We start from the raw sequence: 23,668 nt of genomic DNA on the forward strand, positions 1-23,668 counted from the left end.
GTGGAAACTTGAGTGCTTCGGACTGAGATAGTAGCGGGCCTGCGATGATGCTTCCGTGCTGCTCGACACATACCGGCGGACGGGCGCGGATCTGCCTTTCGGCGATCCGCGACGGCCCCACGGGGTGGCGATGGAGGGTTGGTTCTGGCGGCTGACGTCGGTGGTGACGGGCGACGTCGTCGTGGTGCTGGCGGCGGTCAACCGGGATGCGTCGGGCGCCGCCTGGGGCACCGCCGGCGTGGCCGCCCATCCCGGCGGGTTCTCGACCGCCGTGGCCCTGCCGCGCGCCGTCGCGGATGCGTCCGGCCGGATCGCGGTCGGCGAGGCGCTGGTCGCCACGCCGACCTCGGTCTCCGTCCGGTTGCCGGACGTCGCGCTCGACGTCGCGCTCGACCGGCCGGGGCGCTGGCCGCGCCGGGCGTTCGGCGCCCTGGGCGCGGCGCAGGCGATCCCGGGGCTGTCGCAGTACTGGCACCCGTGGCTGCTGCGCGCGCGGGTGCGCGGCCACGCGGTGGTCGCGGGCCGCGAGATCGACCTCGACGGCGCGGTGGCCTACGCCGAGAAGAACTGGTCCAACGGCGGCTTCCCGGAGCGCTGGTGGTGGGGCCAGGCACACGGCTTCGGCGATGACGACGACGCCTGCGTGGCGTTCGCCGGCGGCCGGGCGGGCGTGGGCGCGCTGCGCGTGACGGCGACGTCGCTGGTGGTCAGCGCGGGCGGCGAGATGGTGCGGCTGGTCCGGCCGCTGCAACCGCTGCGCGTCGCGGTGGGCGAGGCGGGCTGGCGCCTGTCGGGCCGCACCCCGGGCGGGGTGTCGGTCGAGGTCGAGGGCCACGCCAACGGCACGCCGCCGCACCTGCTGCCGGTGCCCGTGCCCGCGGAGCGCCGTCACCGCGAGCAGGCGGCATCCCAGCACTTGGCCGGCGAGCTCCATCTCCGTCTGCGCCGCCGCGGCCGCACGGTCTTCTCCGGGACGTCGACGCTGGCGGGCCTGGAGCAGGGGCGGACCTGAGCGCCGCGCCGCGGTTGACGCGCCTCCACGGTGGCCGCGGCGCCACCGTCGCTGGCCGCGGCGGCCACGTCGCCGGCGCGATCGCCGCCGTACCAGTCGCTACGCCGCGCGCAGGCGCTCGCGCAGCGCGGTGAGCGCGTCGTCTTCCAGGCCGTGCTCGCGCAGCCAGGCTTCCGGTGAGCCGTGGCGGTCGTCGAGGAGCTCGAGGATCCGGGCCATGGACTCCGGGCGCGCCGAGTGGTGGTGCGGGTCGTTGGTCTGCATGTCCTGCGCGTAGGTCGGTGAGGCCGCCAGCCGCGCCACGATCGCCTCGATGCGCTCGGAGGTCACCGCGTAATCGGCCACGATCGCCGCGCGGGACGCGCCGGCGATCTCCAGGGCCAGGGCCACGACCAGCCCTGTCCGGTCCTTGCCCGCCGCGCAGTGCACCAGCGTCGCCCCGCCGTCGGGCGGCGCGGCGATCGTGCGCAGCGTGGCGACGATCGAGTCCGGGCGACGCGCCATGTAGCCCATGTAGGTCCGCACGGTCGGGGTCTCGCCGGGCATGTCCACGCCGTGGACGCCGTTCTGCCACGGCACGATCGTCTCGGCCTCGAGGACGTCGGTGCGCTCGCCGGCCTCGGGATACAGCGACCGGTGCTCGATCACGATGCCGTCGACCGCGTGCAGCGGACCCGGTCCTTCCAGGCGCACCTCGACGCCGGTGCGCAGGTCGACGACCGCGCGCAGACCATGATCATCAACGAGGTGCGCGACGTCGTACGCCGTCAGGTCCTGGAGGTTGTCGGACCGCAGCAGCCGCCCGCCGGCCACGACGCCGTCGCCGTCCCGCAACGGGATCCCGCCGACGTCGCGGGCGTTGACCGCGCCTTCCAGGTCGATCCAGCGAGGATGGGCGTCGGCGACCGTCATCTCCGTTCCAACGTAGCGGCCTCCGCGCTCTTGACCGCCCGGCCCAGCGCCTCTCCGCCGATCAGCCGCTCCCACGGCCCGACGACCGCCCAGAGCGCCCGCAGCCGCAGCGCGGCGCCCCGGTCGACCGGCGCCACGCGCGCCTCGGAGAACAACGTGGACCGTCCGTCCGGACCCGGGACCACCCAGTGCGCGAACACCACCCGCGCCGTTCCCGGCTGCGCCCACGCCGCGAAGGCGTCCGCGCCGTCGAGCGCCGGGTAGTCGCGCCGCAGCGTCCAGATCCGTCCGACCAGTCCGGACACCGACCAGCCGTCGCCCTCGTCGAGGACCGTGAACGGCGGCGCGCTGAACAGCTCCGCGAACGTCACGGCGGCCGGCAGGCCCGGGATCCGCCAGCGCACCAGCCGGCCGAGCGGACCCGTCGCGTCGACGCGCAGCCCGCGCGCGGCCGCCCACAGCGCGTCCGGAGGCGCGGCGGCCTCGCGCCGATGCGTTGTCCGGATGGCTGGCGCCGGCAGCCACGTGTCGAGGTCGACCTCCATTCGCCGCATATCCTGGCCCACAGATGCCCCTCGATCCCACTTTCGTCGCCGATGTCGTCGCGCGGGCGCTCGCCGAGGACGTCGGCGACGGCGACGTGACGACCGCCGCGACCGTGCCCGACGGCGCCCGCGCGACCGCGACCATCACCCAGAAGGCGCCCGGCGTCGTCTTCGGCCTCGATCTCGCCGAGCAGGCGTTCCGCCAGCAGGACCCCGACGCCGAGATCGAGCGCCTGGCGCCCGAATCCACCTGGCACGAGCCCGGCACCCAGATCCTCAGGATCACCGGCACCGCCGCGGGCATCGTCACTGCCGAGCGCACCGCGCTGAACTTCCTGCAGCGCCTGTCGGGCGTCGCGACGCTCACCAACCGCTACGTCCAGGCCATCGACGGCACCGGCGCCCGGATCCTCGACACGCGCAAGACGACGCCGACGCTGCGGCCGCTCGAGAAGGCCGCGGTCGTCGCCGGCGGCGGGACGTCGCACCGCTTCGGCCTGTTCGACATGGTGCTCATCAAGGAGAACCACGTCGAGGCGGCCGGCGGGATCGCCAACGCGGTCGGCGCCGCCCAGCGCCGGTTCCCGGACATCGCCATCGAGGTCGAGGCCGAGACCGCCGACGACGTACGGGAGGCCCTCGCCGCCGGCGCCCCGCGGATCCTGCTCGACAACATGACCCCCGACGCGATGCGCGCGATCGCGACCGAGGTCGCCGGCCGCGCCGAGCTGGAGGCCAGCGGGAACATCGACCTGCACACGGTCCGAGCCGCGGCGGAGACCGGGGTAGACTTCATCTCGGTCGGAGCGCTCACGCACTCCGCACCGGCCCTAGACCTCTCCCTCATATTGGAGCGTCTGCCATGAACCTCCCCATGGCCCCCAGCCCCACTGTTTCCCAGGCCCTGACGGCCGAAGAAAGTAGCGCGCTGACCGCAGAGGTTCGCGCGCTCGCACGAGAACGCAACGCCGTCATCCTGGCCCACAACTACCAGGTGCCCGAGGTGCAGGACGCCGCCGACTACGTCGGTGACTCGCTCGGGCTGAGCCGCAAGGCCGCCGCCGTCGACGCCGAGGTGATCGCGTTCTGCGGCGTCCACTTCATGGCCGAGACCGCGTCGATCCTCTCGCCCGAGAAGACCGTCCTGATCCCGGACCTCGACGCCGGCTGCTCCCTGGCCGACTCGATCACGCCCGAGCAGCTCACGGCGTGGCAGGCCAAGCACCCCGGCGCCGTCACCGTCATGTACGTCAACACGACGGCCGAGACCAAGGCGCTGACCGACTACTGCGTGACGTCGTCGAACGCCGTCAAGGTCGTCCAGCACATCCACGCCGAGCACGGGTCCGACACCGAGATCCTCTTCGGCCCGGACATGTGGCTCGGCGCCTACGTCGCCAAGGAGCTCGGGCTCAACGGCAGCGGTCGCTTCCACGTCTGGGACGGCGAGTGCCACGTGCACGCCGGCATCCGCCCGGACGACATCACCGCGGTCCGCGCCGCCCACCCGGACGCCGACTTCCTGGTCCACCCGGAGTGCGGTTGCACGACGCAGGTCATGGAGTACGTGGCCGCGGGCGACATCGCGACCGAGGGCGTGCACATGCTCTCGACCGGCGGGATGCTCGACTACGCCAAGGCCCAGGCGGGCCACGGCGGGCAGGCGATCATGGCGACCGAGACCGGCATGCTGCATCAGCTCAGGATGGCCGCGCCCGACGTCGACTTCATCGCCGCCAACGAGCGCGCGTCGTGCAAGTACATGAAGATGATCACGCTGCCGAAGCTGCGCGACGCGCTGCGCGACTTGACCGGCGAGGTCAAGGTCGACCCGGCGCTCGCCGAGCGGGCCCGGATCCCGATCGAGCGCATGGTGGCGATCGGCTAGCGCGATGGCGTTCGACGGCTTCGGCCCGGTGGCCTTCCGCTGGTTCGCCGGGCTCGAAGCCGACAACACGAAGGCGTGGTTCCACGCGCACCGGCCGGAGTACGACGTCGAGGTGCGAGGGCCGCTGACCGCGTTGCTCGAGGAGATGGCGGGCGACGCGCCGGTGTGGATCGCCCGGCCGAACCGCGACGTGCGGTTCTCGCCCGACAAGTCGCCCTACAAGACGCGCGCCTACGGGACGATCGACGGCCGGCTTTACGCAGAGCTGTCGGGCGACGGCCTGTTCGCCGGCACAGGGGCCTACGGGATGGACGCCGGTCAGCTGGCGCGCTTCCGGGCGGCGGTCGACGCGGAGAGCAGCGGCACCGCGCTGGAGTCGATCGTCGGCGCGCTCGACGCCGCCGGGATCGAGACGTGGGGCGAGGCGCTGAAGACCGCGCCGCGCGGCTACGCGCGCGACCATCTCCGCGTCGCGCTCCTGCGCCACAAGATGCTGGTCGCCGGCGCGCGGATCCCGCCGGACACCGCGGTCGGCGACGGCCCGAGCCTCGGCCGCGACGCGGCGCTCGACCACCTGCGCGACACCTGGACGGCCTGTGCGCCGCTGCTGGCCTGGCTCGCCGACCACGTGGGCGCGCCGGACCCGGAGGGTCAGGCGCCGGGACGCCGGCGGCGCTAGCAGCGGCGAGCTCAGCAGCCGTCCGGCCCGCAGGCGTCGCCCTCGGCGACGCCGGAGTCGCCCATCATCGCGATGGGCGTGGGCTGGCGCTGCGACCAGCCGTGCTCGAGGAAGTCGAGCAGGACCTGCGGGTCCTGGGCGCCGCTGGCCCCGAACTTGCGGTCGATCACGAAGCAGGGGACCGCGGAGATGCCGGCGGAGGCCGCGTCGCGCTCGTCGGCGCGGACCTCCTCGGCGAACCGCTCCGTCAGCAGGACCTCGCGGACGGCGTTCTCGTTCAGGCCGACCTCGACCCCCAGGGCGATCAGGGTGTCGTGGTCGCTGACCAGCGCGCCCTCGGTGAAGTACGCGTGCATCAGGCGCTCCTTCATCTCCTGCTGCAGCCCGTGCTCGGCGGCGAGGTGGATGACGCGGTGGCCGTCGAACGTGCTGCCCGAGCGGATCTGCGACAGCCGCATGTCGATCCCGTCGGCGGAGGCGACCGCGGTCAGCTGCGCGTCCATCGCCTCGACCTCCTCGACGGTGCGGCCGTACTTCTGCGCGATCAGCTCGACGTGGCTCACGTCGCGCGCCGCGGGGGCGCTCGGGTCGAGCTCGAAGGAGCGGAACGTCACGGTGACGTCGTCGCGATGCTCGAACCGCGCCAACGCGGCCTCCATCCGGCGCTTGCCGACATAGCACCACGGGCACGCGATGTCCGACCAGATCTCGAGCTCCATGGCTTCGAGGCTAGCGGCGCAGGAAGGCCACCAGCTTGGACGCGACCTCCCGCCGGCGCCTCCTCCGCGGCGTGGTGGCCGGAGTCGATCGTGCCGGCCCGCAGCTCGATGCCGTCGGCGACCCACGGCCGTCACAGCGGGGTCGGCGCGCCGTACAAGTCCCCCATGTCGTCCTGCGCCGACCACAGGACGAGCGTCGGGCGCACCGATCGCCTAGTTCTCGTCGTCGACCAGCGCGACCGCGTCGAAGCGGACGCTGCCGCCGTCGTCGGCCGACAGCTCGGCCTCGTGGACCCACGCGCCGGGCGCGAGCACGTCGTCGAAGCACGGGTCGCCCGAGGAGGCGTCGTCGTCCGCGTCGTCGTCGTCGGACGCCGGGTCGTCGCTCGCGTTGTCGTCGTCGGACGCCGCCCGCACGAACGCCGCGGCCGACGCGGAGGCGTCGTCGTCGGAGGACGAGGCGTCGTCGTCGTCGTCCGACGCGTCCGCGTCGTCGTCGCCCGGGTCGGCGTCGTCGAACGCGTCGTCGTCGGCGGCGTTGGTGTCGTCGGCCGCGCCGTCGTCGTAGGCCGTCTCGTAGTCGGCGGTCGCGCTGCACGCGACCGACGACTCGTCGTCCACCGCGCCGGACACGGTCTTGCCGGTCGACGCCAGGCGGATGACGAGGTCGCCGCCGGCGAACGACACGACCTGGCCCGCGTTCTCGGCGCCGTCCTTCACGCCGTCGTCGTCGGAGTCCGGGTCGCCCGGGTCGTTGGCCGTGCTCTGCTCGGCGAGGTTGGTCAGGCCGTCGTGGTCGGCGTCCTCGCGGGCGTCGGCCTGGCCGTCGTGGTCGGTGTCCTTCTTGGACGGGTCGGTCCCCGCGCGCTGCTCGGTGGCGTTGTCGAGCTTGTCGCCGTCGCGGTCCTCGGAGCCGTCCTTCGCGCCGTCGCGGTCGGTGTCGGCCTTCTTCGGGTTCGTGTGGGCGCGGTACTCGGTGAAGTTCGTGAGCCCGTCGCGGTCCGGGTCGGCCGTCGCGCTCTTGACGTGGTAGCGCTTCTGGAACGCCTTGGACAGCTTCGGGGAGGCGGACTTCTTGACGGGGGCGGCGGCGGTGGCGGTCGCGGGCAGCGCGCAGGCGGCGAGAGCGACCGCGCACAGCGCCGAGAGGCGCAAGGGGGCGTGAGCGGCGGGCATCGTGCCCAGCGAATCGGCCGGTCGCGCGCGCCGGTTGACGTTCGACCCCGCCCACTGGCCGACCGTCGCCCGCCGACCTCCCTAGTTCTGGGGAATCAGGTCCACGCCGTAGTCGGACACGGCCCGGACGATCGGCAGCGTGTCGCGCTTGCGGCCGTACTCGCCGGGCGTGTAGCAGTGCACGTCGGCGGCGCCCTGCATCTCGGCGGCGTCCCACAGGTTGGCCGCCTGGTAGACGCGCTCCAGCCACGGAACACCCGCGAAGTACTCGGAGATCAGGATCACGACGTACTCCTGGCCGCGCTCGCGCTGCGGCGGCGCGCCTTGGATGTCGAGCACCCGCGCGCCGCCGACGATGACGCGGTCCAGCCGCCAGCGCCCATCGACGCGCTGGACGTAGCGACCCAGCTCACGGTCGTTCAGCATCTCCGCCACGGCGGCCACGGTGGTCGACTGTCGCACAACGCGTTCCCACGCGCCACTGCTTCCCGCAAAACGGGGGGAGCGAGGTCAGAACTCGTCCGCGTCGTGCGGCCCCACGCAGGCGACCGCGGCGGCCTCCGGATCGACCTTCTTGGCGATCTCGCGCACCTGGTCGAACGTCACGGCGTCCAGCGCGTCGATCGCGCGGTCGGGGTCGATGTCCTCGCCGAAGACGATCGCCTGCGAGGCCGCGAAGCGTGCGACCGCGTTGGTGTTCTCGAACGCGAGGACGCGGCGGCCGGCGGCGTAGGCTCGGGCGCGCTCGACCTCCTCCTCGGTCGGGCCGTCGGCGTGCAGCTCGGCCACGATCTCGCGCATGCGCTTGTAGGCCTCGCTCGTCTTGGACGACTCCAGGCCGGCGCCGAGCTGCAGGATCGTGGCGTCGCTGAGCGCGTGGTCGACCGCGTAGACCGAGTAGCAGAGGCCGCGCTGCTCGCGGATCTCGTCGAACAGGCGCGAGCCCATCGAGCCGCCGAGCAGGGTGGAGTAGATCGTCAGCGCGGCGCGCTGGGCCGGGTCGGTGGCGTCGACGTCCGGCTCGTACATGAGGCGCAGGTGCGACTGGTTGGAGTCGCGGCGCTCGACGAGCTTCTCGAGCTGCAGCGACGGCGCGGGCTCGTAGGCGTCGGGGACGTCGAGCGTCGGGAAGCGGTTGAACAGCTCGGCGACCGCGCCGTTGGCCGGGACGTGGTCGACGTTGCCGACGACGAACGCGCCGCCGCGCTTGCCGGCCCAGCGGCGCTCGCGGAAGGCGACGATCGCGTCGCGGCTGAACGTGCGCAGGTGCTCCTCGGGGCCGAGCACCGTCCGGCCGAGCGGATGGTCGCCGAACGCGGCCTTGTCGATGAGCTCCTCGGCGACCGACGACGGCTGGTCCTTGTAGCGCTGGATCTCCTGGATGACGACGCCGCGCTCGCGGTCGAGCTCGTCCGCGTTGAGCAGCGGGCGGCCGACGAAGTCGGTGAGCAGGTCGATGGCCTCCAGCGCCGCCTCCGCGCGCACGGTGATGTGGAACGCGACGAGGTCGTGCGAGGTGTAGGCGTTGAGCGAGCCGCCCATGCGCTCGGCGGTCTCGTTGACCTTCTTGTAGTGGTCGAACTTCTCGCCGCCCTTGAAGACGAGGTGCTCGAGGAAGTGCGCCATGCCGTTCTCCTCGGGCCGCTCCGTGCGGGCGCCGGCGTCGAACGCGACGAGGATCGTGACCGCGCGCGTGCCGGGCAGGGCGACGCGATGCAGCGGCAGGCCGTTGGCGAGGGTCTCGCTGGTGATGGTGGGCACCCAACGCAATCTAGCTTGCACGGCGCCGTGCACCGGGAGGATTACGCGGACTTCGGGCTAACGTCGGTCAGACCATGGCGATCGTCGAACGCCACAAGCAGGAGCTGGATCGCACCGCGGCGCCCGAGGACCGGGCGCCGTCGGTCATCGACTTCCGCGGCGTCTCCAAGTCCTACGGGCCCACCAACGGCGGGCTCGATGCCGCGTCGTTCTCGATCCAGCGCGGGGAGTTCGTCTTCCTGGTCGGCTCGACCGGGTCCGGCAAGTCCACCCTGATGAAGCTCCTGATCAAGGAGATCGAGCCGACCGCCGGCACGATCAAGGTCGCCGGGCGCGACCTCTCCGAGATCACGCGCAAGAAGGTCCCGTTCTACCGCCGCAACATCGGGATCGTCTTCCAGGACTTCAAGCTCCTGCCGGACCGGACGGTGTACGACAACGTCGCCTACGCGCTCCAGGTCACCGGCCAGTCGCGCAAGGAGATCCGCAGCAAGGTGCCGGACATCCTGCGCCTGACGGGCCTCGCGACCAAGTTGCACTCCTTCCCCGACCAGCTGTCGGGCGGCGAGCAGCAGCGCGTCGCGGTGGCGCGCGCGTTCGTCAACCACCCGCCGCTGCTGCTGGCCGACGAGCCCACGGGCAACCTCGACCCCGAGACGTCGGTCGGGATCATGCAGCTGCTGTACCGGATCAACCGCACCGGCACGACCGTGCTCGTCGCGACCCACGACGCCACGATGGTCGACCGGATGCGCCGCCGCGTGCTGGAGCTCGACAAGGGCCAGCTCGTGCGCGACGAGAGCAACGCCTCCTACGCGCCGCGCGAGATGAACACCGCGGAGTTCGGTGCGCTGCTGCGCGAGCCGGCGCCCGCGCCGCGGCGCAAGTCCGTCACCGACCGCACCGAACGTGCCACCTCCGTCGATCCCGGAGAGCATCCGGGATCGTTCGGCGACATCGACGACATCTTCTCGTGAGACCTGCCTTCTTCATCAAGGAGGCGTTCCGCTCCATCTCGCGGAACGCCATCCCGTCCTTCGCCGCGATGGCCTCGGTGCTGGTGACCGTGCTCGTCCTCGGCGTGTTCATCCCGGTGGTCCAGGCGACGACCGGCGCCGCCAACGAGGTGCGCGGCCGCGTCCTGGTCGACGTGTACCTCAAGAAGGACGCCAAGCGGGCCGACGTCGACCGCGTCCAGGCGCTGCTGCAGCGCACCGACCACGTCGGCAAGGTGGAGTACGTCAGCAAGGCCAGGGCGCTCGCGCAGGAGAAGGCGCGCAACCCCGAGGCCTACGAGCTGCTCGGCACCAACCCGCTGCCGGACACGTTCCGCGTCACGCCCGACGAGCCGGACAACATCCAGAAGCTGCGCGACGTGCTGGCGCCGGCGGCAGTAGGAGGCCCGCCCACCCGTCGCGCGCCGATCGACGACGCGATCGACCAGGTCAAGAACCGCAAGGACGAGACCACCAAGATCCTGACCGCGACGCGCGTCGTGAAGCTCGCGATGGGCGGGCTGGCGGTGCTGCTGGTGATCGCGTCGGTGCTGCTGATCTCCAACACGATCCGGCTGTCGCTGTTCTCGCGGCGGCGCGAGGTCGAGGTGATGAAGCTCGTCGGCGCGACCGACTCCTTCATCCGCTGGCCGTTCGTGATCGAGGGCGTGGTCCTCGGCGCGCTGGGCGGGGTGATCGCGGTCCTGATGCTCGGCATCGGCAAGGTCGCGTTCCTGGACCCGCTCGCGTCAGACTTCGCGCTGATCGCGGCGCCGCAGACGATCGGCTTCGCGCTGCTGGCGCTGCTGCTGCTGGTGGCGAGCGTCGCGGTGAGCGCCGCGGGGTCCAGCCTGTCGCTGCGCAAGTTCCTGCGCGTGTAGCAGGCCGTGCGCCCAGGGTTGGGGAACATGCGGCGCAAGTTCCTGCGCGTGTAGCAGGCCGTGCGCCCAGGGTTGGGGAACATGCGGCGCAAGTTCCTGCGCGTGTAGCAGGCCGTGCGCCCAGGGTTGGGGAACATGCGGCGCAAGTTCCTGCGCGTGTAGCAGGCCGTGCGCCCAGGGTTGGGGAACATGCGGCGCAAGTTCCTGCGCGTGTAGCAGGCCGTGCGCCCAGGGTTGGGGAACATGCGGCGCAAGTTCCTGCGCGTGTAGCAGGCCGTGCGCCCAGGGTTGGGGAACATGCGGCGCAAGTTCCTGCGCGTCTGAACGGCGCCGTTCCGTAGGCTCCGCGGTCTATGGAGCTCGAGCATGAGCATCGGTTCGTCGTCATCGACGGCGTTCGCCTGCACTACGTCGAGGCCGGCGAGGGACCACTGGTCGTGCTGCTGCACGGCTTTCCCGAGTTCTGGTGGTCCTGGCGCCACCAGATCCCGGCGCTGGTCGCGGCCGGCTACCGCGTCGTGGCGCCGGATCAGCGCGGCTACGCGCAGTCCGACAAGCCGCGGTCGTGGCGCGACTACCGGATCGAGCGGCTGGCCGCCGACGTCGCCGGCCTGATCACGGCGCTGGGCGAGGAGCGCGCGTTCGTCGTCGGCCACGACTGGGGCGCGGCGGTCGCGTGGATGGTCGCGACGCTGCACCCGGAGCGCGTGGAGCGGCTGGCGATCCTCAACGTGCCGCACCCGGACACGATGCTGAGGACGCTCCAGCGCTCGCCCAAGCAGCTGCTGCACAGCTGGTACATGTTCTTCTTCCAGATCCCGTGGCTGCCGGAGCACCTGCTGGGCTGGGGCGGACGGCGGGCGCTGGCGTCGACCTACAAGGACGCGCGGCCGGGGGCGTTCACGTCCGCGGACATCGGCCGCTACGTCGAGGCGCTGCGCGGGCCCGAGGGCTTCCGCGGACCGATCAACTGGTATCGCGCCGCGCTGCGCCAGTCGCCGCGGCGCGCTCGGGCGCTGTACCGGCCGATCCCGGCGCGGGTGCTCGTCATCTGGGGTGAGCAGGACCGGTTCCTGACGGCCGCGATGGCCGACTCCGACCCGCGCCTGGTGCCCGACGTCCGGGTCGTGCGGCTGCCCGACGCCAGCCACTGGGTCCAGCACGACGAGCCCGAGCGCGTCAACGCGCTGCTGACCGAGTTCCTGAGCGCGGCGTAAAGGCACGCCGGCGATCCCTAGCCTGTGGCGCGACCATGATCCGCCGCGCCCTCGCCTCGCTGGTGCTCTGCCTCATCCTGCTGCTCGCCGGGATCTACCTCGGCGGGCATCCGTCCGGGCTGCCCGGGTTCCTGCGCGACCCGCTGGTCGGGGACAAGGACACGCGCGTCGTCAACGAGGCGATCGACCAGGTCCACGACACGTACTACCGCGAGTACGGCAAGGACGAGCTGAGCAACCGCGCGATCTCCGGGATCGTCGCGTCGCTGAACGACCGCTTCAGCAACTACTTCAGCCCCAAGGACTACACCAAGTTCAAGATGCAGCAGAACGGCGAGTTCGCGGGGATCGGCGTGCAGGTCACCAGAAGCGGGGCCGGCCTGAAGATCGTCAAGGTGTATGACAACTCCCCGGCCAAGGACGCCAAGCTGGCCGAGGGCGACATCATCGTGTCGGTGGCGGGCAAGCCGCTGGCGGGCCGCGACCAGGACGCCTCGGTCGCGCTCATCCAGGGGCCGCTCGGGACGACCGTGAAGCTGACCGTGCGCCACGGCGCGAAGGGCGCGCCGCGCGAGGTCGCGCTCACGCGGTCCAACATCGAGGTGCCGGTCGTCGCGTCGTCGGAGAAGACGGTCGACGGGCGCAAGCTCGGCGTCATCTCGCTGGCGCAGTTCTCGTCCGGCGCACACGCCGAGGTCGGGGCGGCGCTGCGCAAGCAGATGAAGGACGGCGTCAAGGGCGTCGTCTTCGACCTGCGCAACAACCCGGGCGGCCTCGTGACCGAGGCGCAGCTCGTCGCGTCCGAGTTCCTCAAGGACGGCAAGATCGTGACGACCAAGGGGCGCTCGGTGCCGACGCGGACGCTGAGCGCGACCGGCGACGCGATCGCCCCGAACCTGCCGATGGTCGTGCTCGTCAACCGCGACAGCGCCTCGGCGGCGGAGATCGTGGCGGGCGCGCTGCAGGACCGCAAGCGCGCCGAGCTCGTCGGGACACGCACGTTCGGCAAGGGCGTCTTCCAGGAGGTCATCGACCTCTCCAACGGCGGCGCGCTCGACATCACCGCCGGGCAGTACTTCCTGCCCTCGGGGCGCAACCTGGGTGGCAAGGGCACCAGCACGGGCTCCGGGCTGACGCCGAACGTGCAGGCCGCCGACGATCCGAAGACGACCCGCAAGGACGAGGGGCTGGACAAGGCGTTGGACGTCCTCGCGGCGCGGCGATGAACCGGCCGGCGCGGCGCGCGCGAGCGCAGGCCCAAGGCCGCCGCGAGCAGGCGGAGTCGTTCGTCGTCGGGGTGCTGGCCAAGCACGGGCGGTTCGTGGTGCTCGAGCCGTTCTTCGACACGCGCGGCGTGGGGCGGCGGTCGCAGTTCGTGGTGGACCCGGGGCGCAACGCCCGCGTCGGGCAGTTGGTGCTCGTGCGCGTGGGCGGCAAGGTGCGGGGCCATCCGAAGGTCGTCAAGGTCATCGGGCGGCCCGACGTCGCGCGTGACGTGCTCGAGGCGTTGATGCACGAGCGCGGGTTGCGACGGTCGTTCCCGGCGGGTGTGGAGAAGGCGGCGCGGGACGCGGTGGAGCGCGTGGATGGTGACGCGGTCGCGCGGCGGGACCTGCTGTCGCTGCCGACGTTCACGATCGACCCGACGACGGCGCGGGACTTCGACGACGCCATCAGCTGCGAAGTTGTAGGGGATGGGCATTGGCGCGTGTGGGTGCACATCGCGGACGTGAGCGCGTACGTGCGCCCGGGGTCCGCGGTCGATCGCGAGGCGTACCGGCGCGGGACGTCGGTCTACGTGCCGGGCGCGGTCGAGCCGATGCTGCCGGAGGTCTTGTCCAACGGCGCGTGCTCGCTGGTGCCGGGGCAGGAGCGGCTGGCGGTGACGGTCGAGCTGGAGGTGCGCGGCGAGGAGGTCATGCGCAGCGCCTTCTACCGGTCGCGGATCCGCAGCGACGAGCGGCTGGACTACGACCGCGTGGACCGCGTGTTCGCGAGGGAGGAGCCAGCGGACGGTGTGTGGGCGGCGCCGCTGGCGGCCGCGCGGGCGGCGTCGCGCGCGTTGCGGGAGCGGCGCGACCGGGCGGGCGCGCTGGCCGTGGAGTCGACCGAGCCGGAGTTCGCGTTCTCGCGGGGCGGGCACGTCGAGGCCGCGGTCGCCTCGGTGCAGACCGAGTCGCACCAGCTGATCGAGCACCTGATGATCGCGGCGAACGAGGCGGTCGCACGGCTGCTGAGCGAGCGCGACGTACCGGCGCTGTATCGCATCCACGAGCGGCCGGAGCCGGCGAGCGCCGAGCGGCTGCTGGAGCAGCTGGAGTCCTTGGGCGTTCCGACGCCGCCCGCGGGCGGGCGGGACGGGTTCATCGCCCCGGGTGACGCGGCGGGCATCATCGCCGAGGCGTCGCGGATGGTGGCCGAGGAGGTGCGGCGGCGCGACGGCCGCGGGCGGCTGGGGCTGACATCGCTGGTGCTGCGGTCGCTGAAGCAGGCGAAGTACGCGCCGGAGAACAAGGGCCACGCCGGGCTGCACTCGGAGGCCTACACGCACTTCACGTCGCCGATCCGGCGATACCCGGACCTGGTCATCCATCGCGCGCTGCTGTCGGCCGTGGGCGGCGGGGAGGACGCGCCGCGCGCCTCGACGCTGCCCGAGGCGGCCGAGTGGACGTCGGGTCGCGAGCGCGACGCGATGCAGATCGAACGCGCCGCCGACGACATCGCCAACGCGTTCCTGCTGGAGCGCCTGCTCTTCGAGGGAGAGATCCCACGCGAGCACGACGCCGAGGTGGTCGGCTTGGTCGGCGCCGGCGCCTTCATGGCCTTCGGCGACGGTTTCGAAGGCTTCCTCCCGGCCCGGAAGCTCGAGGGCGACTGGTGGGAGCTCAACGAGGTCGGAACGATCCTGACCGGCGAAGACTCCGGCCGGTCGATCCGCATCGGCGACGAGCTCCGCGTGCTGATCCGCCGCATCGAGACAGCGCGCGGCCGGGTGGAGCTGGACGTGGCTCCGGCGGGGCGGGCTTAGCGGGCGGCCCGCTGTCGCGGCCGGTCCGCCGCCTCCGTTCGAGTGACGCGTCGCGGTCCGCCGTGGCAGGGCAACTGCTCTCTCCGCGGTCGGCCCTTCCGGCGCCGCCACCCGCCTCGCGCCGGTCGTGATTTGTCGGTGGCGGTGCCGCCGCCGCCGATCCTCCGCCTCAACGAGTGACGCGCCCTCGTCCGCTAGACGGCTGGCAATCAACCACCAACGACAACATCTCGTCGACACCGCCAACGCCGTCGGCCGGCGCGCCGGTCGACGGTGCGGCTCTGCCCGGGCGACGGCTCGGGATGCACCCATGGCGCAACGCCTGGCGCGAGCCTCGTAGCGATTCCGCATCTGGCCGTTGCAGCACCTGACGCCTGCACCTTGAAGGTCTGGCTGCGTGACGCCGCGGGCAACGATGACAACGGCTCGCCACGCCGCCTACACGACAGAATCCAGAATCCGACCGCCTGCCCGCACACGACGACAGCCACGGCGACGTTCGACCCCAGCGCCATCCCGGAAGGCGCACAGACCTTCCGCGCGCGCACGACCGACTAGGCCGGCAACTCGGCCGCCAGCGCGGATTGGACCGTCGACATCGATCGCACTGCGCCTGGTTCGCCATCGCAGGTCGAGGGGATTGTCGACACCGCTGGCGTGGCCACAGTCGACTGGTACCCGTCGATCGACCCGGAGCTCGCCGACGGCACCGACGGCTCGGGTACCACGGGCTACAGCGTTCGCTATCGCGTCGGCTCGGGGAACTGGGAGGGACCGACGCTGACGACGGATCCGTCGTTCCTGGTGCCGGGAGCGACGGTTGGGCAGCACGCAACGATCGAGATCACGCCCGGAGACGCCGTTGGCAACATCGGCGCCGCGTACACCTTCTCGATCGCGTTCGTGGCCAGCCAGGATCCGTGTGCCGGGAGCGCGCCGCTGCCCGAATGCGAGGATCCGACCGACGGTTCGCAGATCGACGCAGAGAGCGATCCTCAGGTCACGCTTGATCCTGGACAGACGCTGGTGCCCGCGACGAGCTTCCATATCAAGCCGTCATGGGCAGGCTGTCAGGACCACCGATGCTGGACCACGCTCCGCAGCAAGGCGGGCGTCCTGGGCCATCGGTGGCGCGCGCACGGAGTACCCAGGAGCGAACAGTGACGTGGCCGCCACTTCACCGATCACTTACCATTCAGCCCGCATGCACCTGACCGTCTTCGTCGTCGGCGTCCTCCTGGCCGGAGCCATCGGCTTCGTGCGTGGCACCGCACCCCTATCCGTGCGGGATGCGCTCGTCCCGGCAGCGGCGCTGGTCGCGTTCGGCGTCGCGTCGCTCGCGGTGCTGGGCGGTGACCTGGCGGACGCGATCGTGTTCGCGATCGCGCTCGCTTTCGGGGCGTTCCTCGCCGCGCCGATCGGCGCCGCCCTGCGCAACGCGCGGGCGTAGCTCAGCCCGCGCCCAGGAACCGCCGCAGCGCGCGGCGTGCCGGCGGCAGGCGACGCCCCGCGTCGAACTCGCGCACCGCGATCTCCTGGGTCATCGCCGAGAGGAGCTGGGCGGCCGCGGCCGCGTCGCGCCAGCCCATGGCCTTGAAGCTCGAGGTCGCCATGACCGCGAAGCGCTCCTGGCGACCGGACATCATGGACGACAACCTGGGGTCGCTGCGGGCTTCCAGGGCCAGAGCCTTGACGGAGCGGCCCGCGAGGCTCACGTCGAGGTAGGCCTCGGCGCCGGCGATCAGCCGCTCCGCGCCGGCCGGGAGGTCGCCGATCGCCGCGCCGACGGCTGCGTCGACCTTCGCGTGGAAGCGCGCGTGCAGCGCGTCGACGAACGCGTCGCGATCCGCGAAGTGCACGTAGAACGTGCCCTTGGCCACGCCGGCCTCGGCGACCACGCGGTTGACGCTCAGGCCGGCCAGCCCCTCACGCTCGGCGACGGCGATGCCGGCGTTCATCAGCGCCTCGGCGGTGGGGTGGAGATCGGCGGCGGGCAACGGAGGGGCCAGCCTACATGACCGATCGGTCATTGACTGTGACCGACCGGTCGGTCATGTTAAGACGCATGACCTCCCTTCAGACTCCCTCCGGCCCGATCGCCTACGACGAGCAGGGCGACCCGAGCGGGCTGCCGATCGTCCTGCTGCCCAGCGGCGCGCACGACCGCCACGACTTCGACGTGCTGCGCGAGCGCCTCCCCGAGCGCTTCCGCACGATCGCGCTGGACTGGCCGGGACACGGCGAGTCCCTGCTCGGCGACAGCCCGTTCACCGTGACCCGCGCGGCCGACGTGACCGAGGCGCTCGTCGCGCAGCTCGCGCCGCAGGGCGCCGTCGTGCTCGGCAACTCCGTCGGCGGCTACTCCGCCACGCGCCTCGCGCTGCGCCGCCCCGAGCTCGTCCAGGGCCTCGTCATCGTCGACGGCGGCGGCTTCGGCACCTACCCGCCGCCGGTCCGCCTGTTCTGCGCGCTGATGGCGCGACCCGGCTTCCTGCGCCGCATCTACCCGCGCTTCGCGAGCCGCTATATGCACGCCAAGACCGACGCCGACCGCCGCGCGTTGGCCACCGGCATCGCGACCACCCGCGCCGATCCCGGCCTGCAGGCGGTCGCCGGCCTCTGGGGCAGCTTCCCGAGCACCGAGCACGACCTCCGCGCCGCCGCGTCCGCGATCAGCGCGCCCACGCTCGTCCTCTGGGGCCGCCGCGACCCCGTGATCCCGGTCAAGGTCGGCCGCCGGATCGCCGACCTGATCCCCGGCGCGCGGCTGCACGTCTTCGACGCCGGCCACTGCCCGCACACGACCGACCCGGACGGCGTCGCCGCGCAGCTGATCCCCTTCGCCGACGCGGCGCTCGCCCACCAGCGACGGAGTCCGGCGACCACGCTCTAGACTCGAACGCCGCATGGCCAAGGGCAAGAAGCGCAAGGTGGCGCCTGGTGACGTCGCGAGCAACCGGCTCGCGTCGCACAAGTACGAGTTCCTCGACAAGCTCGAGGCGGGTCTCGTGCTGCAGGGCACCGAGGTCAAGGCCCTGCGCGAAGGCGGCGCCCAGCTGAAGGACGGGTTCGCGATCATCCGCGAGGGCGAGGTGTGGCTGCACAACGTCCACATCCCGCCCTACGGTCCGGCCGCGCGCGACAACCACGATCCCGAGCGCCCGCGCAAGCTGCTGCTCAACCGGCGCGAGATCGACCGGATCGCCGGCCGCACGATCGAGCGCGGGCTGACGCTCGTGCCGACGCGGATCTACTTCAAGGACTCGCGCGCGAAGGTCGAGATCGCCCTCGCCAAGGGCAAGGACCACTTCGACAAGCGCGAGTCCATCAAGAAGCGCGACCAGGCGCGTGACGTGCAACGCGAGCTGCGCAACGTCGGCCGTTGACGACGAACGACCGGTTCATGCTCATCCACGATCCGGAGCTCCTGGCGCAGGGGGAGCGGGTCCTGGGCCCGGAGTTCAGGGCGATGAACGAGCGGGTGCTGCAGGTCACGGAGCTGACCTCACGCCTCAACGTGCTCCCGTTCGACGACGAGGCGGGCAAGGCGGCGCTGCTCGAACAGATCCTCGGCGGCCCGCTGCCGCAGCGGGTGACGATCTACCCGCCCTTCTACACCGACCATGGGCTGCGTCTGGATCTGGCCGAGCGCGTCTTCATCAACCAGGGATGCACGTTCCTGGACTACGCCGGCATCCGGTTGGGCGCCGGCGTGATGGTCGGTCCGAAGGCCACGTTCATCACGATGGGCCACCCCGTAGACCCCGGCGAGCGCCGGCAGTTCCTCACCGGTGCGCCGATCGACGTGGCCGAGAACGTGTGGATCGGCGCCGGTGCGACGATCCTGCCCGGCGTCAGCATCGGGCGCTACGCCGTCGTCGCCGCGGGCGCGATCGTGGCCGACGACGTGCCGGCGGCAAGCCTGGTGGCCGGGCCCAAGGGCACCGTGCGCCGGCGCTGGTAGGGACTACAGCGTGCGCTCCAGATGCGTGGCGTCCATCGCCAGCACCAGCGCCACGATCAGCACGAGGTAGGTCGCGGCGATCGCGATGCGGTCGCGGCGGGCGATCGAGTAGTAGGCCTTGATCGCCGGGTCGCCGGAGCGGAACTGCTTGAAGCGCCGGTAGGTCTCCCAGACCGCCAGAATCGCGATCAGGATGATGATGGGGTTGGGCACGGTCAGCACCAGCACGATCATCCCGAACACGCCGAGCAGCCAGACCCACGGCGACAGCGCCGCCGCGGCGCGGGCGCCGTCGAGGAAGCCGACCGGCAGCAGGTTGAACAGGTTCAGGAAGAACCCGGTGAACGCCAGCGCGCGCCAGAAGTCCTCGCCGGTGAACGCATAGACCACGACGCACGCGGCCGCGCCGATCGAGCCCAGGATCGGCCCCGCCAGGCCGACGCGCGCCTCGGCCGCCGCGTTCCCGCCCAGCGACTTGGCCCAGATCAGCGCGCCGAGGAACGGGATGAAGATCGGCGCGCTGGCGTCCTTGACGCCCTCGCGCCGCAGCTGGATCACGTGCCCGTACTCGTGGACGAGCAGCAGCAGCACGAACCCGACGCCGAACTTCCAGCCCCACAGCGACGCGTAGGCGACGATCGACACCACCATCGAGCCGGCCGTGGCCAGGAACTTCACCTTGGTCAGCGCCAGCAGGACGATCTTGATCTTGCTGAAGAACGCGACGATCGCCGCGAGCGGCGCGGCCAGGCGCCCGAGCAGGCCGGACCGGCGCGGCTGCGCGGGCCCGAGCCCGTCCGGGACCTCCGGCGGGTCGGTGGCGGGGCTGCGCGGCGGCAGCCAACGATCGTCGCTCATCGCCCCCGAGTGTAGGTCGGGCGGCGCGGCGCGCACGCCACATGCACGGCGCGCCGCCCGACCGCGTCGTCAGCCCTCGCCGCGCGCGGCGAGCACTTCCTCGGCCAGCGCCTCGGCCCGCTCGAGCTGGGCGCGCACCAGGTCCAGCCCGGCGCGCCAGAAGCCCGGGTCGGTGAGGTCCAGGCCGGCGATCGCCGCCAGCTCCTCCGGCGACTTCGACCCGCCCGCGCTGAGCAGCTCGATGTACTTGTCCACGAACTCCGGGCCCTCGGCGAGGTACTTGCCGTAGACCGACAGCGCCAGCAGCTGGCCGTAGGCGTAGGCGTACACGTAGCCGGGCGTCCCGATGAAGTGGGGGACGTAGGACCACCACGTCTTGTAGCCGTCGGTGACGTCGACCGCGTCGCCCAGCAGCTCCTCCTGCGACTGCGCCCACAGCTCGCCGATGCGGTCGATGCTCAGCTCGCCCTCGGTGCGCCGCGCGGTGTGCGCGAGGTCCTCGAAGCGGTTCATCGCGACCTGGCGGAAGACCGTCGCGATCGAGCCCTCGATGTTCTCGGCCAGCAGCGCCAGCCGGGACTCCGGCGTCTCGGCCGCGTCCAGCAGCCGGGCGAACACCAGCGTCTCCCCGAACACCGACGCGGTCTCGGCGAGCGTGAGCGGCGTGTGCTGCTCGAAGACGCCGCGGTCGCGCGCCAGGTAGGCGTGCAGGCCGTGGCCGAGCTCGTGGGCGAGCGTCAACACGTCCCGGCGCTTGGACGTGTAGTTCAACATCACGTACGGGTGTGCCGACGGCACGGTGTAGGCGCAGAACGCGCCGCCGCGCTTGGCCGGGCGGACCGGCGCGTCGATCCACTCCTCGTCGAAGAAGCGGCGCGCGCCGTCGGCGAGGACGTCGGAGAAGTCGCCGAAGGACGACAACACGATGTCCTTGGCCTCGTCCCAGTCATACGTCTTCTCCTCCGCGCCGCCGACCGAGGCCATGCGGTCGTAGTCGGCGAGGCGATCGATCCCGAGCAGCTTGGCCTTCAGCCGGTACCAGCGGCGCGGGATCTCGTAGGCCTCGCGGACGGCCTCGACCAGCGCCTGGACCGACTCGTCCGACGCCTCGTTGGAGAGGTTGCGCGACGAGATCCAGGACGGGAAGTCGCGCAGCCGGTCGTCGGTGGCCTTGTCGGCCATGAGCGTGTTGAAGATGTAGCCGCGGATGCGCAGCGTCGGCTCCAGCGCGACGGACACGCGCTCGGCGACGTGCGCGCGCAGCTCGCGGTCGGGCGACATCAGGTTCGACAGCGCGACGTCGAGCGGCACGGGCTCGTCGGCGCCGTCGAGGTCGACCTTGATCGCGCTCGTGACCTCGCTGAACAGGCGCGACCATGCGTCCCGGCCGGTGACCGACTTCTCGGACATCACCTTCTCCTCGGACTCGGTGAGGAGGTGGGGGCGGTAGCGGCGCGCGTTGCGCAGGTGGTGGCGGGCCTTGTCCAGGCCGTCGGCGCCGAGCAGCGCCTCGGCGCGGTCGTCGTCCAGCGCGGCCCATTCGAGATCGAAGAACAACAACTTGGTCTCGATCGCGGTGCCGCGCTCCTGGACGCGCTGCAGCAGCGCGCCGTTGGCGGGGTCGGCCGTGTCGACGGCGAAGCGCAGCATCGCGTAGTTGCCGGCCCGGCCGACGAGCTCGCCGAGGTCGGCCAGCTCCCCGACCGCGGCGACCAATCCCGGCCCGTCGAGGTCGGCCACCTTCCCGGCGTGCTGGTCGGCGAAGGCGGTGGCGCGGCGGTCGGCCTCGTCGAGGAGGCGGTCGGCGCCGGCGGTGCCTTCACCGTCGACGAGCGGCTCGAGGTCCCAGGCGACGCTCTCAAGTGCGGTCGTGCTCATGCCGTGCACGATATTGCGCGGAAGCTGCGAAGCCTTGCCGGTTCGGCCATTGACTTTCAGGACCGGGCAGGCGTACTGTCGTTCTCAAGACGCGGGACCGGATCCGCTGACAAGAGCGAGGCCGCCGAGGCGCAAGGCCACGCCACCAGCCGTTCACCGCCGCCCTCACGGGCGCGAGAGCGAGCAGGTCCTCACGCACGGAACCGGACCCGCGTCTCTATTTAACGGTTCGCCGCATGCGATCGCGCGCGGGCGGGCACCGCGGCGGGCATGCGCCGCCTCCACTCTGCCGCCCTGACCATGTCGATCGTCGCGCTCGGCGGCGCCGGCGCGGTGGTCGCGAGCGCCGACGACACCGGCGGCGACCTCGGTGCCCAGACGCCGCGGAGCAGGTCCTGGCCGCCGCCACGGCGCAGATGGCGAAGGTCATGAGCGTCCACATCGCGGGGACCGAGACCGAGAAGGGCGGCGTGGTGACCAAGCTCAGCGGCGACCTCACCGCTGCCGGCCCGGCCACCCTGAGCATGGCGCCCAAGCACATCGCGACGTGCCTGGACAGCCAGCTCGGGACGTTGACCAACAAGGGGATCAAGACGGTCGGCGGTCAGCAGGTGGTCGTCCTGGAGGACGCCGGCGACAAGCCCGGGACCGCGCCGGGCCAGCTCCTGATCGCCGCCGACGGACCGACGCTGCCGGTGCGCGAGATCCAGGCGGCGCCGAAGGGCGCGATCTCGCTGGAGTCGCTCGCCGGAGGCGGGAACACGACCGACGTGTGAGGCTTGGCGCGTGGGGGACGACGACGTCGAGACGGAGCGGCTGCTGCTGCGGCGCTGGAGGGTCGAGGACCGCGCGACGCTCGCGGCGATCAACGCCGACCCCGAGGTCATGCGCTGGATCGGCTCCGGGCACGTGCTCGGCCGCGGGCTCAGCGACGACCTGATCGCGCGCTTCGAGGCCGAGTGGGACGAGCGCGGCTTCGGGCTCTGGGCGGTGGCGTGGAAGGACGACCCGGCGTCGGAGGCGTTGGGGTTCTGCGGGTTGACGATGCCGTCGTTCCTGCCCGCGGTCCTGCCGGCGGCCGAGGTGGGCTGGCGGCTGGCGCGCGACGTCTGGGGGCGCGGGGTCGCGACGGAGGCGGCGCGCGCCGCGCTGGCCTTCGGGTTCTCGCGGGAGCGCGCGCTGCGTGAGGTCGTCGCGGTGGTCGCACCCGAGAACGCGCGGTCGCTGCGCGTGATCGACAAGCTCGGGATGACGCCGCGGCCCGATCGGTACCACGCGGGCGCCCGCCGGCGCGTCCGCGTGTTCGGCGTGCTCGCAGACCGCTAGAATGGGACCTGATTCACCCAGGGGGACGACAGGCTTCGACGTGGTCGACCTCGTCTGGGTGGTCGCGAGCCGAGGTCCCGGAGGCCTCGTAAAACACCGGGAAAACCATATGTGCGGACTCTCACGAGTACGCCCTCGCTGCTTAGTCTTTAAACAACTAAGCGAGTGAGGTTCCGCCCCCGGCCTGCCGGCCGCCGGGGCTTCGGAATCAGACATGCCGGCTCACCCGGGGAGGTCCGCTTCCGCCGAACCGGGGACATCTTCAGGGAGCTGGTCCACCGGAACCCCGTCGGCGAGGCGACCGGAGGACGAGATCAGAGCGCCGACTACGCTCGTAGAAGCCATCCATACGCGATTGCGGACGTGGGTTCAATTCCCACCGTCTCCACCTCCGCCAGCATCACCGGGCCGCCCTTCGGGGCGGCCCGAGTGTTGCTGGGGCACCCGCGGCGGCCGCCGAGATCCGACTCGCCCGTGCGTCTCCGGAACGCTCGAGCTCCGACCCTACGGTGCTGCCGCATGAGACTCTTGAGATCAGTCAGCTCACCCGCGTGGGGCAGGTCACCACCGCGTGGGGCGTGCTGTTCGCCGTCGTCCACGCCTACTGGGCGGCGGGCGGTGCGACGGGGATGAACGGCGACCCCGCCGTGACCTTGGGCACAGCCCGGTGGCTGGCGATGTGGAGCCTGGACGGGGACGGCGCGACCGGCATCGTGATCACGCTGTACTTCCTGCTCGGCGGCCTCCTGTTCTCCACACTCGGATGGCGCAGCACCACGCCCGCGGCGCGCACGGCGATGCGGGCGGGCGTCCGGCGGCCCGCCTGACG

26 protein-coding genes, 1 other RNA gene and 1 pseudogene are annotated in these 23,668 nt (G+C 72.0%); 19 read left to right on the forward strand and 9 right to left on the reverse strand.

Annotated elements, in window-relative coordinates:
• Positions 1–55: 55 nt before the first annotated feature.
• Positions 56–1,012 (forward strand): tocopherol cyclase family protein, encoded by a 957-nt coding sequence (locus tag DSM104299_RS07340; protein ID WP_272476642.1) that lies wholly within the window; start codon positions 56–58, stop codon positions 1,010–1,012.
• Between the two features lie 99 nt (positions 1,013–1,111).
• Here the strand turns inward: DSM104299_RS07340 and DSM104299_RS07345 are convergent, their stop codons facing one another.
• Both DSM104299_RS07345 and DSM104299_RS07350 read right to left on the reverse strand, forming a co-directional pair.
• Complete coding sequence (locus tag DSM104299_RS07345; RefSeq protein WP_272476643.1) at positions 1,112–1,924, reverse strand: tyrosine-protein phosphatase; 813 nt, start codon at positions 1,922–1,924, stop codon at positions 1,112–1,114.
• Positions 1,921–2,469, reverse strand: coding sequence for a hypothetical protein (locus DSM104299_RS07350; RefSeq protein WP_272476644.1), 549 nt, complete (start codon positions 2,467–2,469; stop codon positions 1,921–1,923). Before DSM104299_RS07350 ends, DSM104299_RS07345 begins: the two co-directional genes overlap by 4 nt.
• A 23-nt stretch (positions 2,470–2,492) precedes the next feature.
• On the opposite strand from DSM104299_RS07350, the gene nadC reads away from it, so the two are divergent.
• From nadC to DSM104299_RS07365, 3 genes are read left to right on the forward strand one after another with little or no spacing between them, the layout of a single operon-like run.
• Positions 2,493–3,335: a carboxylating nicotinate-nucleotide diphosphorylase gene (nadC, locus tag DSM104299_RS07355; RefSeq protein WP_272476645.1), complete on the forward strand. Its 843-nt coding sequence runs from the start codon at positions 2,493–2,495 to the stop codon at positions 3,333–3,335.
• A gap of 8 nt (positions 3,336–3,343) precedes the next feature.
• Entirely contained in the window at positions 3,344–4,357 is a 1,014-nt protein-coding gene (gene nadA / locus DSM104299_RS07360) for a quinolinate synthase NadA (RefSeq protein WP_272476646.1), read from the forward strand.
• 4 nt (positions 4,358–4,361) lie between these two features.
• Positions 4,362–5,036 carry a DUF2461 domain-containing protein gene (locus tag DSM104299_RS07365; protein WP_272476647.1) on the forward strand — a complete coding sequence of 225 codons (675 nt, stop codon included), beginning with the start codon at positions 4,362–4,364 and terminating at the stop codon, positions 5,034–5,036.
• 11 nt (positions 5,037–5,047) lie between these two features.
• On the opposite strand, the gene DSM104299_RS07370 is transcribed toward DSM104299_RS07365, so the two are convergent.
• The 4 genes from DSM104299_RS07370 to DSM104299_RS07385 all read right to left on the reverse strand — a co-directional run bounded on the left by DSM104299_RS07370 (position 5,048) and on the right by DSM104299_RS07385 (position 8,692).
• Positions 5,048–5,755, reverse strand: coding sequence for a DsbA family oxidoreductase (locus DSM104299_RS07370; protein WP_272476648.1), 708 nt, complete (start codon positions 5,753–5,755; stop codon positions 5,048–5,050).
• Positions 5,756–5,968: 213 nt separating this feature from the next.
• Positions 5,969–6,931, reverse strand: a complete 963-nt coding sequence (locus DSM104299_RS07375; protein ID WP_272476649.1) for a hypothetical protein — start codon at positions 6,929–6,931, stop codon at positions 5,969–5,971.
• Positions 6,932–7,012: 81 nt separating this feature from the next.
• Complete coding sequence (locus tag DSM104299_RS07380; protein WP_349294539.1) at positions 7,013–7,357, reverse strand: BolA family protein; 345 nt, start codon at positions 7,355–7,357, stop codon at positions 7,013–7,015.
• Positions 7,358–7,441: 84 nt separating this feature from the next.
• Positions 7,442–8,692, reverse strand: a complete 1,251-nt coding sequence (locus tag DSM104299_RS07385) for a M16 family metallopeptidase (protein ID WP_272476651.1) — start codon at positions 8,690–8,692, stop codon at positions 7,442–7,444.
• Positions 8,693–8,766: 74 nt separating this feature from the next.
• Between DSM104299_RS07385 and ftsE the strand changes: the two are divergent.
• From ftsE to DSM104299_RS07425, 8 genes and pseudogenes are all read left to right on the forward strand, one after another.
• A pseudogene (gene ftsE, locus DSM104299_RS07390) lies at positions 8,767–9,507 on the forward strand (cell division ATP-binding protein FtsE); the annotation flags it as partial.
• 158 nt (positions 9,508–9,665) lie between these two features.
• Entirely contained in the window at positions 9,666–10,568 is a 903-nt protein-coding gene (ftsX, locus tag DSM104299_RS07395; RefSeq protein WP_272476653.1) for a permease-like cell division protein FtsX, read from the forward strand.
• A 353-nt stretch (positions 10,569–10,921) separates the two neighbouring features.
• Positions 10,922–11,785, forward strand: coding sequence for an alpha/beta fold hydrolase (locus tag DSM104299_RS07400; protein WP_272476654.1), 864 nt, complete (start codon positions 10,922–10,924; stop codon positions 11,783–11,785).
• Positions 11,786–11,820: 35 nt separating this feature from the next.
• On the forward strand, positions 11,821–13,011 hold the full coding sequence (locus DSM104299_RS07405; RefSeq protein WP_272476655.1) for a S41 family peptidase: 1,191 nt from the start codon (positions 11,821–11,823) through the stop codon (positions 13,009–13,011).
• Positions 13,008–14,813 carry a ribonuclease R family protein gene (locus DSM104299_RS07410; protein ID WP_272476656.1) on the forward strand — a complete coding sequence of 602 codons (1,806 nt, stop codon included), beginning with the start codon at positions 13,008–13,010 and terminating at the stop codon, positions 14,811–14,813. The genes DSM104299_RS07405 and DSM104299_RS07410 overlap by 4 nt, the downstream gene beginning before the upstream one ends.
• Positions 14,814–15,194: 381 nt before the next feature.
• Positions 15,195–15,371, forward strand: coding sequence for a hypothetical protein (locus DSM104299_RS07415; RefSeq protein ID WP_272476657.1), 177 nt, complete (start codon positions 15,195–15,197; stop codon positions 15,369–15,371).
• A 99-nt stretch (positions 15,372–15,470) separates the two neighbouring features.
• Positions 15,471–15,977 (forward strand): hypothetical protein, encoded by a 507-nt coding sequence (locus DSM104299_RS07420; protein ID WP_272476658.1) that lies wholly within the window; start codon positions 15,471–15,473, stop codon positions 15,975–15,977.
• A 1-nt stretch (position 15,978) separates the two neighbouring features.
• Complete coding sequence (locus DSM104299_RS07425) at positions 15,979–16,263, forward strand: hypothetical protein (protein WP_272476659.1); 285 nt, start codon at positions 15,979–15,981, stop codon at positions 16,261–16,263.
• A 1-nt stretch (position 16,264) separates the two neighbouring features.
• Here the strand turns inward: DSM104299_RS07425 and DSM104299_RS07430 are convergent, their stop codons facing one another.
• Positions 16,265–16,810: a TetR/AcrR family transcriptional regulator gene (locus DSM104299_RS07430; protein WP_272476660.1), complete on the reverse strand. Its 546-nt coding sequence runs from the start codon at positions 16,808–16,810 to the stop codon at positions 16,265–16,267.
• 68 nt (positions 16,811–16,878) lie between these two features.
• Between DSM104299_RS07430 and DSM104299_RS07435 the strand changes: the two genes are divergently transcribed.
• From DSM104299_RS07435 to DSM104299_RS07445, 3 genes are read left to right on the forward strand one after another with little or no spacing between them, the layout of a single operon-like run.
• Entirely contained in the window at positions 16,879–17,706 is an 828-nt protein-coding gene (locus tag DSM104299_RS07435) for an alpha/beta fold hydrolase (protein ID WP_272476661.1), read from the forward strand.
• Between the two features lie 13 nt (positions 17,707–17,719).
• Positions 17,720–18,199 carry an SsrA-binding protein SmpB gene (gene smpB / locus DSM104299_RS07440; RefSeq protein ID WP_272476662.1) on the forward strand — a complete coding sequence of 160 codons (480 nt, stop codon included), beginning with the start codon at positions 17,720–17,722 and terminating at the stop codon, positions 18,197–18,199.
• Positions 18,200–18,216: 17 nt separating this feature from the next.
• Positions 18,217–18,777, forward strand: a complete 561-nt coding sequence (locus DSM104299_RS07445; RefSeq protein ID WP_272476663.1) for a DapH/DapD/GlmU-related protein — start codon at positions 18,217–18,219, stop codon at positions 18,775–18,777.
• A 3-nt stretch (positions 18,778–18,780) separates the two neighbouring features.
• Here DSM104299_RS07445 and DSM104299_RS07450 read toward each other — a convergent pair whose 3' ends face one another.
• Together DSM104299_RS07450 and DSM104299_RS07455 are read right to left on the reverse strand one after the other, a co-directional pair.
• A complete protein-coding gene (locus tag DSM104299_RS07450; RefSeq protein WP_272476664.1) occupies positions 18,781–19,635 on the reverse strand; it encodes a zinc metalloprotease in 855 nt (284 codons plus the stop codon).
• 69 nt (positions 19,636–19,704) lie between these two features.
• Entirely contained in the window at positions 19,705–21,513 is a 1,809-nt protein-coding gene (locus tag DSM104299_RS07455) for a M3 family oligoendopeptidase (protein ID WP_272476665.1), read from the reverse strand.
• A 428-nt stretch (positions 21,514–21,941) separates the two neighbouring features.
• Here DSM104299_RS07455 and DSM104299_RS07460 point away from each other — a divergent pair, with 428 nt between their 5' ends.
• The 4 genes from DSM104299_RS07460 to DSM104299_RS07475 all read left to right on the forward strand — a co-directional run bounded on the left by DSM104299_RS07460 (position 21,942) and on the right by DSM104299_RS07475 (position 23,666).
• Complete coding sequence (locus DSM104299_RS07460) at positions 21,942–22,289, forward strand: hypothetical protein (RefSeq protein ID WP_272476666.1); 348 nt, start codon at positions 21,942–21,944, stop codon at positions 22,287–22,289.
• A gap of 10 nt (positions 22,290–22,299) precedes the next feature.
• Entirely contained in the window at positions 22,300–22,839 is a 540-nt protein-coding gene (locus tag DSM104299_RS07465; protein WP_272476667.1) for a GNAT family N-acetyltransferase, read from the forward strand.
• Between the two features lie 21 nt (positions 22,840–22,860).
• Positions 22,861–23,230, forward strand: a transfer-messenger RNA (tmRNA) gene (ssrA, locus tag DSM104299_RS07470).
• A gap of 160 nt (positions 23,231–23,390) precedes the next feature.
• Positions 23,391–23,666: a hypothetical protein gene (locus tag DSM104299_RS07475; RefSeq protein WP_272476668.1), complete on the forward strand. Its 276-nt coding sequence runs from the start codon at positions 23,391–23,393 to the stop codon at positions 23,664–23,666.
• Positions 23,667–23,668: the final 2 nt, after the last annotated feature.

This window comes from Baekduia alba (assembly GCF_028416635.1).
Taxonomy (GTDB): Bacteria; Actinomycetota; Thermoleophilia; order Solirubrobacterales; family Solirubrobacteraceae; genus Baekduia; species Baekduia alba.

Coding starts and splice junctions, on each gene's coding strand:
- nadC (WP_272476645.1), top strand. CDS start 2,493: ATGCCCCTCGATCCCACTTTCGTCGCCGATGTCGTCGCGCGGGCGCTC.
- nadA (WP_272476646.1), top strand. CDS start 3,344: ATGGCCCCCAGCCCCACTGTTTCCCAGGCCCTGACGGCCGAAGAAAGT.
- DSM104299_RS07375 (WP_272476649.1), bottom strand. CDS start 6,931: ATGCCCGCCGCTCACGCCCCCTTGCGCCTCTCGGCGCTGTGCGCGGTC.
- DSM104299_RS07435 (WP_272476661.1), top strand. CDS start 16,879: ATGACCTCCCTTCAGACTCCCTCCGGCCCGATCGCCTACGACGAGCAG.
- DSM104299_RS07370 (WP_272476648.1), bottom strand. CDS start 5,755: ATGGAGCTCGAGATCTGGTCGGACATCGCGTGCCCGTGGTGCTATGTC.
- DSM104299_RS07405 (WP_272476655.1), top strand. CDS start 11,821: ATGATCCGCCGCGCCCTCGCCTCGCTGGTGCTCTGCCTCATCCTGCTG.
- DSM104299_RS07455 (WP_272476665.1), bottom strand. CDS start 21,513: ATGAGCACGACCGCACTTGAGAGCGTCGCCTGGGACCTCGAGCCGCTC.
- DSM104299_RS07400 (WP_272476654.1), top strand. CDS start 10,922: ATGGAGCTCGAGCATGAGCATCGGTTCGTCGTCATCGACGGCGTTCGC.
- DSM104299_RS07445 (WP_272476663.1), top strand. CDS start 18,217: ATGCTCATCCACGATCCGGAGCTCCTGGCGCAGGGGGAGCGGGTCCTG.
- smpB (WP_272476662.1), top strand. CDS start 17,720: ATGGCCAAGGGCAAGAAGCGCAAGGTGGCGCCTGGTGACGTCGCGAGC.
- DSM104299_RS07450 (WP_272476664.1), bottom strand. CDS start 19,635: ATGAGCGACGATCGTTGGCTGCCGCCGCGCAGCCCCGCCACCGACCCG.
- DSM104299_RS07460 (WP_272476666.1), top strand. CDS start 21,942: ATGAGCGTCCACATCGCGGGGACCGAGACCGAGAAGGGCGGCGTGGTG.
- DSM104299_RS07350 (WP_272476644.1), bottom strand. CDS start 2,469: ATGGAGGTCGACCTCGACACGTGGCTGCCGGCGCCAGCCATCCGGACA.
- DSM104299_RS07410 (WP_272476656.1), top strand. CDS start 13,008: ATGAACCGGCCGGCGCGGCGCGCGCGAGCGCAGGCCCAAGGCCGCCGC.
- DSM104299_RS07380 (WP_349294539.1), bottom strand. CDS start 7,357: ATGCTGAACGACCGTGAGCTGGGTCGCTACGTCCAGCGCGTCGATGGG.
- DSM104299_RS07345 (WP_272476643.1), bottom strand. CDS start 1,924: ATGACGGTCGCCGACGCCCATCCTCGCTGGATCGACCTGGAAGGCGCG.
- DSM104299_RS07365 (WP_272476647.1), top strand. CDS start 4,362: ATGGCGTTCGACGGCTTCGGCCCGGTGGCCTTCCGCTGGTTCGCCGGG.